Origin of the sequence: Pseudogulbenkiania sp. MAI-1 (assembly GCF_000527175.1) — a bacterium.
In the GTDB taxonomy this organism is placed as follows: domain Bacteria; phylum Pseudomonadota; class Gammaproteobacteria; order Burkholderiales; family Chromobacteriaceae; genus Pseudogulbenkiania.
Genome location: NZ_AZUR01000001.1, coordinates 942,534 through 958,032 on the forward strand (window position 1 = coordinate 942,534; position 15,499 = coordinate 958,032).

A 15,499-nucleotide genomic window follows, 5' to 3' on the forward strand; every position below is an offset into this window, starting at 1 on the left:
GCGGTGCGGGATGGAGGGGGGCCAACCCGGCCGGGTTGGCCCAGGGGTCAGCCGTTCTCGTCGATCAGCACGTCGGTGCCGAGTTCGGCTTGCTGGAACAATTCGACGACATCGGGATTGCGCATGCGCACGCAGCCCAGCGAAGTCGGGGTGCCGAAGGCGACGTGCTCGCCGGCACCGTGGATGTAGATGGCGCGGTCGTAGCTGTCGACGTCGCCGCCCTGGTTCTTGCCCGGTTCCATGCCGCACAGCCACAGGATGCGCGTCAGGATCCAGTCCTTGTCGGGGTACTGCGCGTGCAGTGCCGGCGTGTACTTCCACGGCGTGACCTGGCGCCGGAAGATGATGGTGTTCTCCTCGGCGCCGTCGCCGATCTTCTCGCACACCCGATGCCAGCCGCGCGGCGTCATGTAGCTGTTGACCAGCTCGCCGACGCCGTTTCTGGCGGTGGACACGCTGTAGCGGTGCTGCACCAGCCCCCAGCCGTCGTAGAAGGTCAGCGACTGCGATTTCACCCCGACCAGAATCCACGGCTTGCCGTACTGCTGCGGGTTGGGGCGGGTGGCGAGCAGCGGGCCGGCCGTCTGCTGCGCAAGGAGGAAGCCGGCCTCGGCGGGTGGCGGCACCTCGACCGGAGGGGGCTCCGCCGCGTGCAGCGCCGCCGACGCCAGTGCGAGGCCGGCGGCTACTGCGAAACTAAACCGGCTCATGCTCGACGATCTCCACTTCGGTGCCGCACGGCACCAGATCGAACAGCTCGATGATATCGCTGTTGCGCATGCGCACGCAGCCGTGCGAACTGGGACGGCCCAGCTCGATCTGATCCGGCGTGCCGTGCAGGTAGATGTAGCGGCGCATGGTATCGACCTGCCCGAGACGGTTGCGTCCGACCTCGCAGCCCGACAGCCACAGGATGCGGCTCAGGATCCAGTCGCGCTCGGGCTGGGCTGCGTAGGCCTCGGCGGTGCAGATTTCCCCGGTCCAGCGGCGCGCCTTGAATACCGCGCCGGCCGGCACACCCGCGCCGATCTTGGCGCGCACGATGTGGCGCCCGCGTGGCGTCTGGTAGCTGCCGCGCACCTCGCCGGCGCCCAAGGCGGCGGTGGACACGGGGTAGCGGCGCAGCAGGCGGCCGGCGTCGTTAAACAGCATCAGCGTCTGGCGCTCAATCGATACGCGGAGTTTCATCGTTCTCGTCATGTTGATAGGCCGTTCGGCGCCGGCGGAAAAAATCGCTCAACAACTGCCCGCACGCCGCCGCTTCCACCCCCCCGAACAGCGCCGTCTGGTGATTCAGGGCGCGTTCGTTGAACAGGTTCAGCACGCTGCCGGCGGCACCGATCTTGGGGTCGGTGGCGCCGTAGACCACCCGGTCGAGCCGGCTGTGCAGGATCGCGCCGCCGCACATCGGGCACGGCTCCAGCGTCACGTACAGGTCGCAGCCGCTCAGGCGATAATTGCCGAGCGCCGCGGCCGCCTCGCGCAAGGCCACCATCTCGGCATGGGCCGACGGATCGTGGCTGCTGACCGGGCGGTTGAAACCGCGGCCGATGATGCGGCCTTCATGCACCACCACCGCACCGACCGGCACCTCGCCCTGCGCCGCCGCCGCCTCGGCCTGGCGGATCGCCTCGGCCATGAAGCGTTGTGCTTCGTCGGCTGGCGGCGGCAGGCGTACCGGCGCGTGATCATGCAGCATCCGTTTCAATTGGGCACGGTCGGCGTCGTCGAGTTCCTGCCAGTGCACGCCGCGCGCCGCCGCTTCCAGCGCGAACAGCAGGCGCTGCGTCACGGTATGGCCGGCCGCCTTCAGCAGCAGAAAGGTATGTACCACTCCCTGGGTACGCAACGCTTCGCGGCTGGCGATGCCCAGCGTGGCCAGATGGTGGAGGGTGTTGGGAGGAAGAGGGGGCGAGCTCAGTGCCGTCATGGCGCCGATTATACCGCCAGCGCGGGTGAGCTCACAGGCGCGACCAGAGCTTGCGTGCCACCTGCCACAGCAGCAAGGCGCGGGCGCCGCCCAACAACAGCCGGCGCAGGCGCTTGCCGGGAATGAGGCTGCCCAGTACGCCGAACAGCGGTCCCAGGCGCCTGATCGTGCCCCACGTGCGCCAGCCCTCGCCGGCCAGGCTTATCGGCTGCTGCATGGCCTTCAGCTCCATACGCAGCTTCAGGCGCAGCGCCTCGCCCTTCATCAGCAGCAGCTCTTTCTTGATGGCGCGTTGTTGTGGCGTCATGGCTTACTCGCGTCCGCTCAGGGTTTCCCAGTCCTTGCGCACCTCGGCCAGCGTCGTGGCGAACGGCGCGGGTTGCCGGCTCAAACGGCGCTGCAACTGCAGCAAGGCGCCGAGGCCGAGCGCGGCGAACAGCAGCATGAGCAGGCCGAGCAGCGTCACGCGCCACTGAGGTGGGGTGAGCAGCACCACGAACAGCAACGCTGCCATGAGGCCGATGAGCAGGCAGACCAGCGCCGCCACCCCGATCAGGGTGTTGCGCAGCAGCTGTTCCTTCTGCTCCTCGGCCTCCAGGCCGAACAGCTCGGCCCGGGTCAGCGCCAGGGCCACGAAGCCGCCCAACAGCGAGCGCAGCGTGCCGGGGCGGGGTGGTGTGGTGTGTTCCGGCATTGGCGGGCGGACCTGGCTTTAACGACGGGAAACCAGCAGGCCCAGCAGGAAGCCGAGCACGGCGGCGATGCCGATCGATTTCCACGGGTTGTCATGCACGTACTGGTCGGTCGCCTTGGCTGCCACCTTGGCCTTGCCGACCACCACCTGCTCGGCCTCGGTTAGCTTGGCTTTGGCTTCCTTCAGCTTGTCGGCCAGGCGCTGGCGCAGCTGCTGGGCCTTCTCGCCGCCTTCCTCGCCGGCCGTGGTGAGCAGCTCCTCGGTGCTGGACAAGACATGGCGGACGTCCTGCAGCAGTTGTTCCTTCTCGGCGGCAAAAGTTTGCTCGTTCATGGCGATCCTCCTGGTGCGTGGTGAAACGGAAAGAGGAGGGAAGCGGCGGTCTGCCGCATCCTTCAGCATGGAAACATGCTGTTACCCTAACAGTCTATGACATCAGGCGTCGAGTCCAAGCGGTTCGGTGAGGGCAAAATCCCCGATGTTGTCGACCAACAGGCAAGAAAGGCCCTGCGCAAAGGCAGGGCCGTGATTTTGATGCTGGAATGGGAGAGGGCTTATTCCCACTCGATCGTTGCCGGCGGCTTGCCGCTCACATCGTAGACCACGCGGTTGATGCCGCGGACTTCATTGATGATGCGGTTGGAGACGCGGCCCAGCAGGCTGTACGGCAGTTCGGCCCAGTGCGCGGTCATGAAGTCGCTGGTGATCACGGCGCGCAGTGCGACGACGTAGTCGTAGGTGCGGCCGTCGCCCATCACGCCCACCGACTTCACCGGCAGGAACACGGCGAAGGCCTGGCTGGTGAGGTCGTACCAGCTCTTGCCGGTCTTCTCGTCGATGGTGTTGCGCAGCTCTTCGATGAAGATGGCGTCGGCGCGGCGCAGCAGGTCGGCATACTCCATTTTCACTTCGCCGAGGATGCGCACACCCAAGCCCGGACCCGGGAACGGGTGACGGTACACCATGTCGTGCGGCAGGCCGAGCGCCACGCCCAGCTGGCGCACTTCGTCCTTGAACAGGTCGCGCAGCGGCTCCAACAGCTTCAGGTTCATGTCTTCCGGCAGGCCGCCCACGTTGTGGTGGCTCTTGATGGCGTGCGCCTTCTTGGTCTTGGCGCCGGCCGATTCGATCACGTCCGGGTAGATGGTGCCCTGGGCCAGCCACTTGGCGTTGGTCAGCTTGCCCGATTCGCGCTGGAACACCTCGACGAACTCGGCGCCGATGATCTTGCGCTTCTTCTCCGGATCGGTCTCGCCGGCCAGCTTGCCCATGAACTGGTCGCTGGCGTCGACGTGGATCACTTTCACGCCCAGGTTCTGCGCGAACATCTCCATCACCATCTTGCCTTCGTTCAGGCGCAACAGGCCGTGGTCGACGAAGACGCAGGTGAGCTGCTCGCCGATGGCGCGGTGGATCAGCGCGGCGGCCACCGAGGAGTCCACGCCGCCGGACAGGCCGAGGATGACTTCCTCATCGCCCACCTGCTCGCGGATCTTCTGGATCGCTTCCTCGATGTAGTTCGGCATGGTCCAAGACGGCTTGGCGCCCGCCACGTGCAGCACGAAGCGGTGCAGCATCTCGGTGCCGCGCTTGGTGTGGGTCACTTCCGGGTGGAACTGCACGGCATAGAAGCCGCGGTCCTCGTCGGCCATGGCGGCAATCGGGCAGGAAGGGGTCTCGGCGATGACATGGAAGCCGGCCGGCAATTCGACAACCTTGTCGCCGTGGCTCATCCACACGTCGAGGTAGCCGTTGCCGGCGTCGTCGATGCGGTCCTGCAGGCCTTCGAAGACCTTGGAGTGGTGGCGGGCCTTGATCTCGGCGTAGCCGAATTCGCGCTTCTCGCCGGCTTCCACCTTGCCGCCCAGGGTCTGGGCCATGAACTGCATGCCGTAGCAGATGCCCAGTACCGGCACACCCAGTTCGAACACGGCCGGGTCGGCCTGGTAGTCCGACTCGTACACCGAGTTCGGGCCGCCGGACAGGATGACCGCTTTCGGGGCGAAGGCGCGGATCTCGTCGATCGGCATGTCGAACGGGTGCAGTTCGCAGTAAACGTGGGCTTCGCGTATACGACGGGCGATCAGCTGGGTAACCTGAGAGCCGAAGTCGAGAATGAGGATCTTGTCCATGCCTATCCTTGATAATGGAGAACGGGCCTTGCGGCCCTGGTCATGCAATGAGTTGTCTTGTTCAACGCCCGTCGTCGGGCAAGCGCTCGCCGGATGCTCTGCGGCGTAGGCTGCGTTCCGGAATGCGGTCGCTGCGCGCCAACAGCAGCAGGATGCCCATCAGCACCATGCCCAGCGACAGCACGTGGCTCATGCGCAGGCCGGCGGAGTCGTACAGGTAGACGGCGGTGCCGCCGTACATCAGCATCGGGCCCGTCACCAGCGAGGATTTGTTGAAACCGTCGATGACGAACAGGATGACCCCTGCCACCACCAGCAGCAGGGCCAGCAGGGTCGAGGTTTCCGGCAACAGGTAGGTGCTCTTCAGGAACCACAGCGAGCCCAGCGTGATCAGTAGAATCGGCAGCGAGACACTGGTCTTCATGGCTTATCCCCGGTCTCGGAGGAAGCGTTGCTTCTCGCGGTCGAGCTCGCGTTCCTTGGCGCTTTCGCGCTTGTCATGCAGCTTCTTGCCCTTGGCGAGCCCGATCTCGGCCTTGATCCGGCCCTTGGTGTAGTGCAGGTCGAGCGCGACCATGGTGTAGCCGGCCCGCTCCACCTTGCCGATGAACTTGTTGATCTGAGACTGGTTCAGCAGCAGCTTGCGGGTGCGCGTCGGGTCGGGCTTGACGTGGGTCGAGGCGGATTGCAGCGGCGAGATGTGGCAGCCGAACAGCCAGAAGGCGCCGTTCTTCCAGATGACGTAGCTCTCCTTGAGCTGCACGCGGCCGGCCCGGATCGACTTGACTTCCCAGCCTTCGAGCACGAGCCCGGCTTCGAGCTTTTCCTCGATGAAATAATCGTGGTAGGCCTTGCGGTTGTCGATGATGCTCATGGGCATGTGTGGGTAAGAGAATTCGTTATTCTAGCAGATACCGGCGCCATCGCTAAAGTCGAGTCATTTCAGTGGTTTGGGGCGGGTTCCGAGAGCGGTGCCTGCGTCGGCCATGGCAGGCCCGCCCCGCTTGGTGTAAGTTAATGGTTTTTGCATTCCCTGTTGCCATGCTGGTTGTTGAAAAGAATGTCCTGGTGCCCCACACGGCCGAACAAATGTTCGCCTTGGTGGACGATGTGGCGCACTATCCCCGCTTCCTGCCCTGGTGCGGGAAAGCCGAGGTCCACGAACGTGTCGGCAATCAGCTGATTGCCAGCTTGCATATCGATTACCTGAAGATTCGCCAGCATTTCACCACACGCAACGTCAATGTCGACGGCGAAACGATCAGTATGGAACTGGTTGAAGGTCCGTTCGAGCATCTGCAGGGGCGCTGGCACTTCCATCCGCTGGGCAACATCGGCTGCAAGATCGAATTCCGTCTGACCTACCGTTTTTCCAGCCACCTGCTGGAAAAACTGATCGGGCCGGTGTTCGGCCACATTTCCGGTTCGCTGGTGGACGCCTTCATCAGGGAAGCCGACAGGATCTATGGCGATGACTAATCCGATCGAGATTGAAGTGGCCTACGCCCGGCCGGAACGCCAGTTGATCGCCAAGCTGACCGTGGAGCCGGGAACCACGGCCCGGCAGGCTGTGGAGCTGTCGCGTATTGCCGAGCAGTTTCCGGAAATCGATCTGGCCAATCTCCAGCTGGGGGTGTTCGGCAAGGCGGTGAAGCCGGACGCCGTGTTGCGCGAGCATGACCGGGTGGAAATCTACCGGCCCTTGATCGCCGACCCCAAGGAGGTGCGCCGGCGCCGTGCCGAGGCGGGCAAGGCCATGAAGAAGGGGGGAGGCCAGGGGTGAGCTGGCGCCTTTCCAAAAAATCAAAACGGCCCGCATGGGCCGTTTGACTTGAAGGGGAACGGTATCAGAGGGGCGCGTGGTTCTCGTCCGCCTCGGCCGAGCAGACCCGGTTCTTGCCGGTGATCTTGGCCTGGTACATGGCCTGATCGGCCCGTTCGATCACGTCGGTGTCGCGCTCGCCCAAGTGCCATTTGGCGACCCCGGCGCTGAAGGTGATCAGCAGACGGTCGTTGTTGGCCAGGAAGAAGGTCTTGGTCAGTTCGCGCTGCAGGCGCTGGATGGCCTGGATGGCCTCCGGCGGTGGGGTGTCCGGCAGCAGGATGACGAATTCTTCGCCGCCGAAACGCGCCACGATGTCGGAAGGGCGCATGGTGTGGCGGGCAACGCTGACCAGATGCTTCAGTGCATCGTCACCGGTCAGGTGGCCATAGTGGTCGTTCAGCTGCTTGAAGTTGTCGACGTCGATCAGCGCTACCGACAGCGGGCTGTTGGTGCGCTCGGCGCGGCTGATTTCGCGCTGGAAGTGTTCGGCCAGGCCGCGCCGGTTGTAGGCGCCGGTCAGCTGGTCTTCCTTCACCTTGGCGCTGGCCGCTTCCAGCGCAATCTCCAGTTCCTTGATGCGGTACTCGGCGGATTCGACCTGCTCGCGTGACGACAAGAGTTCGTCGCGCGACTTGACCAGGTTGAGCTGCATCGTCGTGGTGTCTTCCATCAGCGAGCTGATGATAGGGGCCAGGTCCTCGACGTTCTGGATTTCCCTGAGCCGGGTGCTGTGCGTGCTGATCTTGCTGTGGAACTCGTCGGTGCTGTCGGTCATGCTGGCCAGCCGCGAGACGAAACGATCCAGCAGGTTGCGCAGCGAGCTGGCGGCCTCGTCCAGCGAGTTCTTGAGCGCCCCCTGCTTGCGGATGACCTCCTTCAGACTGGTTTCCAACTGGTAGATCTGCTGCATCGACAAGGGCTCTTGCGACAGCACTTCCTGCAGCGTGACGATCTGCCCGACCATGTAGCTGTCGGAACGGTTGACCTCGGCGATGTTGTCGAGCAGCAGCTTGAGCAGGTTGGATAGCCCGGTGACCAGCCGCCCTTCCTGCTGGGTGTAGAGCTCCACCTTTATCATGAAGGCACGCAGCCGCGGCAGCAGGCTGTTGAGCGCGGCCTCGTCGGCCAGGCTCTCCACTTCGCCGATCATGGCCTCGAGGTTCAGCACCAAGTCCGGATAGGGCAGCAGGCGCGGCTCCAGGCCGTGTTTCAGCGCAAAGCACAGGATGCGCTGCCACGTGCTCCAGGTGGCGGGCTGTTCCATGACGGCCGCCGGTGCTTCGGACGGCAGCGCCTCTTCCTGCGCAAGGTCGCGCTCACGCAGCGGGGTGTTCCAGGTCTGGATCAGTGAGCTGAGCTTCTTGTTGAGCTCGTTCGGTTGCTTGCCATAGGTGATCAGCAAGCGTTCCAGCCCCGCTTGCTTGAAGTGTTGCGGAAAATCGGGCTGGCGCAGATCCCAGCTCTTGATCAGACTCTCGATCAGGACGCCCCATTCCTGGGCGAGCTGCTGGGAAGCGTAGCTCTGCCTGGCGAAATCGATCACCAGTTGGGGCACCTGTTCCCAGTGGGAGGCCTTGATGAGGAGTTGCAGGCGCTGCAGCATGGCCCTGGCTGCCGTGTCGTCGTTGGACAGGGTTTCCAGGGCTCGCAGCAGTTGCGTGGCTAGCTTGTTTTCCCGCTCGACCGGGGTTTGGGTGAGCTCCTGGTAGACTCGCTCGTAGTTTTCCGGGGTGGGCAGCAGCTTGCGCGTGCTGAGCTGCTTTAGTGTTTCACGGGCGACTTCGATGGGGTTGTTTGTTGTCATTGCCCAGATCCTGGAGCTTTTATAGCCAGCCATCATTAGTTTTGATCAGAATGCAAAAACCCGAGGCAATCATCTGTTCATGGCCGCGATTTGCCCAACGGGTCCAGCAATTGGAAAAATACCTCACCTTGGCGGATCATGCCAAGCTCATTGCGTGCGCGCTCCTCGATGGCATCGGTGCCCCGCTTGAGGTCGCCGACTTCGGCATCGAGGGCGGCATTGCGTGCGATCAAGGTCTGGTTGACCGCACGCTGTTCCTGAAGTTGCTTGTCCAGCTGCCAGACCCTGAGCCAACTGCCCTTGCCGAACCATAACGGCCATTGCAGGGCAGTGATCAGGACGACCAGGACCAGGGTCAGCCAGCGCATGGGATCACTTCAGGTGGTAGAAGGCGGAGCGGCCCGGGTAGTAGGCGGCGTCGCCCAGCTCTTCTTCGATGCGCAGCAGCTGGTTGTACTTGGCCATGCGGTCGGAGCGCGACAGCGAGCCGGTCTTGATCTGCATGCAGTTGGTGGCCACGGCCAGATCGGCGATGGTGCTGTCCTCGGTTTCGCCGGAGCGGTGGCTCAGCACGCTGGTGTAGCCCGAGCGCTTGGCGAGGTCGACGGCCTTCAGGGTTTCGCTCAGCGTGCCGATCTGGTTGACCTTGACCAGCAGCGAGTTGGCCAGGCCCTGCTGGATGCCTTCGCCCAGGATGGCCGGGTTGGTCACGAACAGGTCGTCGCCCACCAGCTGCACGCGCTTGCCCAGGCGTTCGGTCAGGATCTTCCAGCCGGCCCAGTCGTGCTCGCTCATGCCGTCTTCGATCGAGATGATCGGGTAGTTGTTGACCAGCGTTTCCAAGTAGTCGGCGAACTGCTCGGAGCTGAGCGACAGGCCTTCGGCGGACAGGTGGTACTGGCCGTCCTTGTAGAACTCGGACGAAGCGCAGTCGAGTGCCAGCATCACGTCCTGACCGGGTACGTAGCCGGCGGCGTCGATGGCGTCGAGGATCAGCTTGATGGCGTCTTCGTGGGTGGCCAGGTTCGGGGCGAAACCGCCTTCGTCACCGACGGTGGTCGAGTAGCCCTTCTGGTCGCACAGCTTCTTCAGCGAGTGGAAGATCTCGGCGCCACAGCGCAGCGCTTCGCGGAAGGTCGCGGCACCCACCGGCATGATCATGAATTCCTGGATGTCCAGGGTGTTGTTGGCGTGCGCACCGCCGTTGATGACGTTCATCATCGGTACCGGCAGGGCCATCGGGCCGGCGCCGCCGAGGTAGCGGTACAGCGGCAGACCGGCGTCTTCGGCGGCGGCGCGGGCCACGGCCATCGATACCGCCAGCATGGCGTTGGCGCCCAGGCGGCCCTTGTTCTCGGTGCCGTCGAGTTCGATCATGGTCTTGTCGATGAAGGCCTGGTCGGCCGCGTCCAGACCGATGATGGCTTCGCAGATCTCGGTGTTGATGTTTTCCACGGCCTTGAGCACGCCCTTGCCCAGGTAGCGGCTCTTGTCGCCGTCACGCAGCTCCAGCGCTTCCTTTTCGCCGGTGGAGGCGCCGGACGGCACGGCGGCACGGCCCATCACGCCCGATTCCAGCAGTACGTCGGCCTCAACCGTCGGATTGCCGCGCGAGTCCAGGATTTCGCGGGCGACCACATCGATGATCGAACTCATGTCTGTTCCCTTTGTTCTAGGTGTGTTAGTCAAGCAAATGCTTCGGCCAACCGTAAAGGTTGGCCGAAATGTAGTCAAATGGTTACAGTGACTGTTCGGGCAACGGCCCCGCCTTGATCAGCGCGTCGATGCCCTTGAGCGTGGCCAGGAGTTCCTGCATGCGGCCCAGCGGCCAGGCGTTGGGGCCGTCGGACAGCGCCTTCTCCGGGTTGGGGTGGGTTTCCATGAAGACGCCGGCGACGCCGGCGGCGACGGCGGCGCGCGCCAGCACCGGCACGAACTCGCGCTGCCCGCCCGAGGCGGTGCCCTGGCCGCCCGGCAGCTGCACCGAATGGGTCGCGTCGTACACCACCGGGCAGCCGGTCTCGCGCATGATGGCGAGCGAGCGCATGTCGGACACCAGGTTGTTGTAGCCGAACGAGGCGCCGCGTTCGCAGGTCATGAAGCGGTCTTCGGACAGGCCGGCCTCACGCGCCGCGTCGCGGGCCTTGTCGATGACGTTCTTCATGTCGGAAGGCGCCATGAACTGGCCCTTCTTGATGTTGACCGGCTTGCCGCTTTGCGCCACGGCACGGATGAAGTCGGTCTGGCGCGCCAGGAAGGCCGGCGTCTGCAGCACGTCCACCACGGCCGCCACATGTGGCACCTCGGCTTCGGTGTGCACGTCGGTGAGCACCGGCACGCCGATCTGGCGCCGTACCTCGGCCAGGATGCGCAGCCCCTCGTCCATGCCGAGGCCGCGGAACGACTTGCCGGAGGAGCGGTTGGCCTTGTCGTAGCTCGACTTGTAGATGAACGGGATACCCAGCGCGCTGGTGATTTCCTTCAGCTGGCCCGCGGTGTCGAGCGCCATCTGCTCGCTCTCGATCACGCAGGTACCGGCAATCAGGAAAAACGGCTGGTCGAGGCCGACTTCGAATCCGCACAATTGCATCGTTTACTTCCCTTGCTGGTGAGCCAGTGCCGCCTTCACGTAAGCGATGAACAACGGGTGGCCGTCACGCGGGGTGGAGGTGAATTCCGGGTGGAACTGGCAGGCGAAGAACCAGGGGTGGTCCTTGATCTCGATGGTTTCCACCAGCTTCTCGTGACCGGCGGAACGGCCGCTGATGGTGAGTCCGGCTTCTTCGAGTCGCGGAACGTAGTAATTGTTCACTTCGTAGCGGTGACGATGGCGCTCGACGATGCTGGTGGCGCCGTAGATGCGTGCCGCCAGCGAGCCCGGCTCGAGGTCGCAGGCCTGGCCGCCCAGGCGCATGGTGCCGCCCAGGTTGGAGTTGGCGTCGCGCTTCTCGATCTTGCCGTCGTGGTTGACCCACTCGTCGATCAGCGCCACCACCGGGTATTCGGTTTCGAGGTCGAACTCGGTGGAGTTGGCGCCCTTGAGGCCGGCCACGTCGCGGGCGTACTCGATCAGCGCGATCTGCATGCCGAGGCAGATGCCCATATAGGGAATCTTGTTCTCGCGGGCGTACTTAACCGCCTTGATCTTGCCTTCGACGCCGCGCTTGCCGAAGCCGCCCGGCACCAGGATCGCATCCATGTCCTTCAGCGTGGCGCAGCCGTCGCGCTCGACTTCTTCCGAGTCGACGTAATGGATGTTGACCTGGCTCTTGGTGTGGATGCCAGCGTGCTTGAGCGCTTCGGACAGCGATTTGTACGATTCGGTCAGGTCGACGTACTTGCCGACCATGGCGATGTTGATTTCGTGCTCGGGATGCTCGATGGCGTCGATGATGCGGTCCCACACCGAGAGATCGGCCTTGGGGAGCTCCAGCTGTAGCTGTTCGCAGATGATGTCGTCGATACCCTGGGCGTGCAGCAAGCTCGGCACCTTGTAGATGCTGTCCGAGTCGTAGCAGCCGATCACGGCGTTTTCTTCGACGTTGCAGAACAGGGCGATCTTGCGCTTCTCGTCTTCCGGCAGCTCGCGGTCCATGCGGCACAGCAGGATGTCGGGCTGGATGCCGATTTCGCGCAGTTCGCGCACCGAGTGCTGGGTCGGCTTGGTCTTGATCTCGCCGGCCGCAGCGATGAACGGCACGTAGGACAGGTGCACGTACAGCGTGTTCTTGCGGCCGAGGTTGGAGCGCAGCTGACGGATGGCTTCGAGGAAGGGCAGCGATTCGATGTCGCCCACCGTGCCGCCGATCTCGACGATGGCGACGTCGGCATCGCCGGCGCCTTCGTGGACCTTGTGCTTGATTTCGTCGGTGATGTGCGGGATCACCTGCACGGTGCCGCCAAGGTAGTCGCCGCGACGCTCCTTGGTGATGACGGATTCGTACACCTGGCCGGTGGTGAAGTTGTTGCTCTTCTTCATCTTGGCGTGGATGAAGCGTTCATAGTGGCCAAGGTCGAGGTCAGTTTCGGCGCCGTCTTCGGTCACGAACACTTCGCCGTGCTGGAACGGGCTCATGGTGCCCGGGTCCACGTTGATGTAGGGATCGAGCTTCAACATGGTGACCTTCAGGCCACGAGACTCGAGGATGGCAGCGATAGACGCCGCGGCAATGCCTTTGCCGAGGGAGGACACCACGCCGCCGGTGACGAAGATGTACTTGGTCATGGGAACACGCTTGTAACGGAATCTTGGATTTTAACCCGAAACCGGCGAGAGTTGAACCGTCATATGGCGCCGGCCACGCCAACCCGTCCAGGATGGAGCGGTCGAGCGGGATGCATTTTTGCTGTCTGTCGGCATGGAATCGGGTATAATCGACAGCAATCATTCCGGGTAGAGGGCGAGTCGCCGTGTGAACGGTTTTCCTTGCCTATCTGCCTGTTTCTATGTTATAAAGCCAGCTTTTACCGGTTTTGGGAGTTTAACCATGGCGCGAGTTTGCAAAGTCACCGGCAAGCGTCCGATGACCGGGAACAATGTTTCCCACGCCAACAACAAGACGAAACGTCGTTTCCTGCCGAACCTGCAATATCGCAAGTTCTGGGTAGAGAGCGAAAACCGCTGGGTGCGTCTGCGCGTATCCAACGCCGCACTGCGTACCATCGACAAGCTGGGTATCGAAGTAGTCCTGGCCGATCTGCGCGCACGCGGCGAGATCTGATAGCGGCTCATCAAGATAGCGACTGAGGTATACCATGCGCGATAAGATTAAACTGGAATCCACCGCCGGCACTGGCCACTTCTACACCACCACGAAGAACAAGCGCACGATGCCGGAAAAGATGGAGATCAAGAAATTTGATCCCGTCGCACGTAAACACGTGACCTACAAAGAAACCAAGCTGAAGTAATCGACGCTTGCTTTCTATATGAAGAACCCTTCGCTGGTGCACGGCGAAGGGTTTTTTGTTGCCTGTTCTCATCAAGGCCGCTGCTCCCCATAGGGGAGGGCGGCCTTGTCCATCAGGCGAGCGGGCGGCGCGTAGCGATCAGATAGTTGACGTCGGTGTCGCTGCTTAGCGAGTACACCCGGGTCAGCGGGTTGTAGCTCATACCGGAGACGTCCTCCAGCTCGAGTCCGGCGTGGCGGGCGATGCGGCCGAGCTCAGACGGCTTGATGAAGCGGCCGTACTCGTGCGTGCCGCGCGGCAGCATGCCGAGCAGGTACTCGGCCGCCAGCACCGCCAGCAGGTAGGACTTGGCGTTGCGATTGAGAGTGGAGAAGAACACCCAGCCGCCCGGCTTGACCAGCTGCGCACAGCTGCGCACCACGCTCTCCGGGTCCGGCACGTGTTCCAGCATTTCCATGCAGGTCACCACGTCGAAGTGCGCCGGCAGCTCTTCGGCCAGCGTTTCCACCGCCACGCAGCGGTAATCGACGCTGACGCCGGTTTCGAGGCTGTGCAGCTGCGCCACCTTCAGCGATTTCTTGGCCAGGTCGATGCCGGTCACGTGGGCGCCTTTCTGCGCCATGCTCTCGGCCAGGATGCCGCCACCGCAGCCGACGTCGAGCACGGTCTTGCCGGCTAGCGCGGCGCGGCTGTCGATGTAGCCCAGCCGCAGCGGGTTGATCTCGTGCAGCGGCTTGAATTCGCTTTCCTTGTCCCACCACTTGTGGGCTAGCTGGCTGAATTTGTCCAGCTCCAGTTCGTCGACGTTGCTCATGTTCTTCACTTTGCCAGGATGCGGTTGCGCCAGTCGGCGGCCTTGGCCTTCAGGGCCGCTTCGTCCAGCGTGGTGAGGGTGCGCTCGCTCAGCAGCGCCTCTCCTTTGACCCAGGTGTGCGTCACCTGTTCACGGCCGGCGGCATAGACCACGTGCGAGATCGGGTCGAATGCCGGCGCGGTCTCGATGGCGGACAGATCGAGGGCGATCAGGTCGGCCTGTTTGCCGACCCGGATACTGCCGACCTTGTCGTCGATGCCGAGCGCCTTGGCGCCGTTGAGCGTGGCCATACGGATGGCGGTGGCGGCGGGGACGGCGGTCGGGTCGAGCGTGCCCACCTTGGCCAGCAGCGCGGTGAGGCGGGTTTCGGCCAGCATGTCGAGCTTGTTGTTGGAGGCGGCGCCGTCGGTGCCGATGCCAACCGTCACGCCGGCATCCAGCATCTTCTTCACCGGGGCGATGCCCGAGGCCAGTTTCATGTTGGAAGCGGGGTTGTGCGCGACCGACACGCCATGACGCGCCACCAGTTCGATTTCCTCGTCGGTGAGGTGCACCATGTGCGCGGCAATCAGCCGCGGCGACAACAGGCCCAGCTCCTTCAGGCGGGCCAGCGGGCGTTGCTGGCGTTCCTGCACGCTGCCGCTGACCTCGTCCGCCGTTTCGTGGATGTGGCAGTGGATCAGCATGTCTTCCTGCTCGGCCAGCATCGCCACCTTGCGGAAGGTGTCGTCGGACACGGTGTACGGCGCATGCGGCGCCAGCGTGAAGGTGACCAGTTCTTCGCCGAGGAATTCGCGGCGCTCGGCCAGGCTCTTGCTGATGTAGTCGTCGGCGTTGGCGCCGTAGTTGGTCGGAAACTCCAGGATGGAACAGCCGACGAAGGTCCGCATACCCGAGGCCAAGCCGGCACGGGCCATGGCGGCATGGTAGAAATACATGTCGTTGATGGTGGTGGTGCCGCCGCGTATCATCTCCGCCATCGCGATCAGCGCGCCGTCGAACACGAAATCGTCGCGTACGTGCTTGCCTTCGGCCGGCCAGATATGGTTGTTCAGCCAGTCCATCAGCGCCTTGTCGTCGGCCAGGCCGCGCAGCAGGGTCATGGCCGAGTGGCCGTGCAGGTTGATCAGGCCGGGCATCAGCACATGGTGCGGCAGATCGACATGCCGTGTGGCGGAAACCGCCGCAAGCTGGCCGGCTGGCATAATTGCTTCGATTCTGCCATTCTTGATGGCTATGGCATGATTCTCCAGCACCTCGCCGTCCGTTTCGACGGTGATCATCCAGCGCGCGCTGACCGTCATGTCATACTGTGGTCGTGTCATCTTTGCTCGAACTGCCTATCCTTTGGTATAAGTTCTGCGGATTGTAGGCGCGTGAAACAGGCAA

At 63.5% G+C, this 15,499-nt stretch carries 20 protein-coding genes; 4 read left to right on the forward strand and 16 right to left on the reverse strand.

Annotated elements, in window-relative coordinates; genetic code table 11:
* Positions 1 to 47 precede the first annotated feature (47 nt).
* The 9 genes from PSEMAI1_RS0104315 to smpB all read right to left on the reverse strand — a co-directional run bounded on the left by PSEMAI1_RS0104315 (position 48) and on the right by smpB (position 5,630).
* Positions 48 to 710, reverse strand: a complete 663-nt coding sequence (locus PSEMAI1_RS0104315; RefSeq protein ID WP_024301682.1) for a L,D-transpeptidase — start codon at positions 708 to 710, stop codon at positions 48 to 50.
* The gene (locus tag PSEMAI1_RS0104320) at positions 697 to 1,188 is read right to left on the reverse strand and encodes a L,D-transpeptidase (RefSeq protein ID WP_024301683.1); all 492 of its coding nucleotides are present in this window, start codon (positions 1,186 to 1,188) and stop codon (positions 697 to 699) included. The genes PSEMAI1_RS0104315 and PSEMAI1_RS0104320 overlap by 14 nt, the downstream gene beginning before the upstream one ends.
* A complete protein-coding gene (gene tadA / locus PSEMAI1_RS0104325; RefSeq protein ID WP_051460193.1) occupies positions 1,166 to 1,930 on the reverse strand; it encodes a tRNA adenosine(34) deaminase TadA in 765 nt (254 codons plus the stop codon). Before tadA ends, PSEMAI1_RS0104320 begins: the two co-directional genes overlap by 23 nt.
* Positions 1,931 to 1,961: 31 nt before the next feature.
* Positions 1,962 to 2,237 carry a hypothetical protein gene (locus PSEMAI1_RS0104330; RefSeq protein WP_024301685.1) on the reverse strand — a complete coding sequence of 92 codons (276 nt, stop codon included), beginning with the start codon at positions 2,235 to 2,237 and terminating at the stop codon, positions 1,962 to 1,964.
* A 3-nt stretch (positions 2,238 to 2,240) separates the two neighbouring features.
* Positions 2,241 to 2,624 (reverse strand): phage holin family protein, encoded by a 384-nt coding sequence (locus PSEMAI1_RS0104335; RefSeq protein ID WP_024301686.1) that lies wholly within the window; start codon positions 2,622 to 2,624, stop codon positions 2,241 to 2,243.
* A gap of 18 nt (positions 2,625 to 2,642) precedes the next feature.
* Positions 2,643 to 2,957, reverse strand: a complete 315-nt coding sequence (locus PSEMAI1_RS0104340; protein ID WP_024301687.1) for a YqjD family protein — start codon at positions 2,955 to 2,957, stop codon at positions 2,643 to 2,645.
* A 221-nt stretch (positions 2,958 to 3,178) separates the two neighbouring features.
* A complete protein-coding gene (gene guaA, locus PSEMAI1_RS0104345; protein WP_156943182.1) occupies positions 3,179 to 4,762 on the reverse strand; it encodes a glutamine-hydrolyzing GMP synthase in 1,584 nt (527 codons plus the stop codon).
* 55 nt (positions 4,763 to 4,817) lie between these two features.
* The gene (locus PSEMAI1_RS0104350) at positions 4,818 to 5,180 is read right to left on the reverse strand and encodes a hypothetical protein (RefSeq protein ID WP_024301689.1); all 363 of its coding nucleotides are present in this window, start codon (positions 5,178 to 5,180) and stop codon (positions 4,818 to 4,820) included.
* Positions 5,181 to 5,183: 3 nt separating this feature from the next.
* The gene (smpB, locus tag PSEMAI1_RS0104355; RefSeq protein ID WP_024301690.1) at positions 5,184 to 5,630 is read right to left on the reverse strand and encodes an SsrA-binding protein SmpB; all 447 of its coding nucleotides are present in this window, start codon (positions 5,628 to 5,630) and stop codon (positions 5,184 to 5,186) included.
* A 167-nt stretch (positions 5,631 to 5,797) separates the two neighbouring features.
* Here smpB and PSEMAI1_RS0104360 point away from each other — a divergent pair, with 167 nt between their 5' ends.
* Both PSEMAI1_RS0104360 and PSEMAI1_RS0104365 read left to right on the forward strand, forming a co-directional pair.
* Positions 5,798 to 6,235 (forward strand): type II toxin-antitoxin system RatA family toxin, encoded by a 438-nt coding sequence (locus PSEMAI1_RS0104360; RefSeq protein ID WP_024301691.1) that lies wholly within the window; start codon positions 5,798 to 5,800, stop codon positions 6,233 to 6,235.
* Entirely contained in the window at positions 6,228 to 6,539 is a 312-nt protein-coding gene (locus tag PSEMAI1_RS0104365; protein ID WP_156943083.1) for an RnfH family protein, read from the forward strand. Before PSEMAI1_RS0104360 ends, PSEMAI1_RS0104365 begins: the two co-directional genes overlap by 8 nt.
* A 64-nt stretch (positions 6,540 to 6,603) precedes the next feature.
* Here the strand turns inward: PSEMAI1_RS0104365 and PSEMAI1_RS0104370 are convergent, their stop codons facing one another.
* The 5 genes from PSEMAI1_RS0104370 to PSEMAI1_RS0104390 form a co-directional block, all read right to left on the reverse strand.
* Positions 6,604 to 8,385, reverse strand: coding sequence for a diguanylate cyclase (locus PSEMAI1_RS0104370; RefSeq protein WP_024301693.1), 1,782 nt, complete (start codon positions 8,383 to 8,385; stop codon positions 6,604 to 6,606).
* A 77-nt stretch (positions 8,386 to 8,462) separates the two neighbouring features.
* On the reverse strand, positions 8,463 to 8,753 hold the full coding sequence (gene ftsB, locus PSEMAI1_RS0104375; protein ID WP_024301694.1) for a cell division protein FtsB: 291 nt from the start codon (positions 8,751 to 8,753) through the stop codon (positions 8,463 to 8,465).
* Positions 8,754 to 8,757: 4 nt separating this feature from the next.
* Entirely contained in the window at positions 8,758 to 10,041 is a 1,284-nt protein-coding gene (gene eno / locus PSEMAI1_RS0104380; protein ID WP_024301695.1) for a phosphopyruvate hydratase, read from the reverse strand.
* Between the two features lie 82 nt (positions 10,042 to 10,123).
* On the reverse strand, positions 10,124 to 10,975 hold the full coding sequence (kdsA, locus tag PSEMAI1_RS0104385; protein ID WP_024301696.1) for a 3-deoxy-8-phosphooctulonate synthase: 852 nt from the start codon (positions 10,973 to 10,975) through the stop codon (positions 10,124 to 10,126).
* 3 nt (positions 10,976 to 10,978) lie between these two features.
* Positions 10,979 to 12,610 carry a CTP synthase gene (locus PSEMAI1_RS0104390; RefSeq protein ID WP_024301697.1) on the reverse strand — a complete coding sequence of 544 codons (1,632 nt, stop codon included), beginning with the start codon at positions 12,608 to 12,610 and terminating at the stop codon, positions 10,979 to 10,981.
* 262 nt (positions 12,611 to 12,872) lie between these two features.
* On the opposite strand from PSEMAI1_RS0104390, the gene rpmB reads away from it, so the two are divergent.
* Together rpmB and rpmG are read left to right on the forward strand one after the other, a co-directional pair.
* On the forward strand, positions 12,873 to 13,106 hold the full coding sequence (gene rpmB, locus PSEMAI1_RS0104395) for a 50S ribosomal protein L28 (protein ID WP_008953151.1): 234 nt from the start codon (positions 12,873 to 12,875) through the stop codon (positions 13,104 to 13,106).
* A 34-nt stretch (positions 13,107 to 13,140) separates the two neighbouring features.
* On the forward strand, positions 13,141 to 13,296 hold the full coding sequence (gene rpmG, locus PSEMAI1_RS0104400; RefSeq protein WP_008953150.1) for a 50S ribosomal protein L33: 156 nt from the start codon (positions 13,141 to 13,143) through the stop codon (positions 13,294 to 13,296).
* Positions 13,297 to 13,408: 112 nt separating this feature from the next.
* Here the strand turns inward: rpmG and ubiG are convergent, their stop codons facing one another.
* Positions 13,409 to 14,110 (reverse strand): bifunctional 2-polyprenyl-6-hydroxyphenol methylase/3-demethylubiquinol 3-O-methyltransferase UbiG, encoded by a 702-nt coding sequence (gene ubiG / locus PSEMAI1_RS0104405; RefSeq protein ID WP_024301698.1) that lies wholly within the window; start codon positions 14,108 to 14,110, stop codon positions 13,409 to 13,411.
* Positions 14,111 to 14,115: 5 nt separating this feature from the next.
* Positions 14,116 to 15,435 carry a TRZ/ATZ family hydrolase gene (locus PSEMAI1_RS0104410; RefSeq protein WP_024301699.1) on the reverse strand — a complete coding sequence of 440 codons (1,320 nt, stop codon included), beginning with the start codon at positions 15,433 to 15,435 and terminating at the stop codon, positions 14,116 to 14,118.
* Positions 15,436 to 15,499 lie beyond the last annotated feature (64 nt).